The 282-nt window shown below is 61.3% G+C and carries 1 protein-coding gene; it reads left to right on the forward strand.

The window, feature by feature from the left end; genetic code table 11:
• Nucleotides 1-282 (forward strand): hypothetical protein (locus KVS69_RS19385; protein WP_217539575.1); only part of this gene is annotated, 282 nt, incomplete at both ends.

Here is a 282-nt window from a genome sequence, read left to right on the forward strand (position 1 = left end):
TGGGCAAATGGCTGGTGGCCAGTTTTTCCGTCGGCCAGGTCCTGCTCATTCGCTCGATCGGCGCCTTTTTCGTGCTTGGCCCGATGCTCACCCGCCAGCCGATCTCTGCGCTGTACAGGGCCGAAAGGCCTGGGCTCCATGTGCTGCGCGTGACCCTCGCGACCGCCGATATCGGGCTTTTCTATGCTGCCGTCGTCTACCTGCCCCTTGCCGATGTCATGACCTTCTACATGGCAGGGCCGATCTATGTGGCGGCTCTGTCGCATTTCCTGCTTGGTGAAC

This window comes from Stenotrophomonas sp. GbtcB23 (genome assembly GCF_019091045.1).
GTDB classification, from domain to species: Bacteria; Pseudomonadota; Gammaproteobacteria; order Xanthomonadales; family Xanthomonadaceae; genus Stenotrophomonas; species Stenotrophomonas rhizophila_A.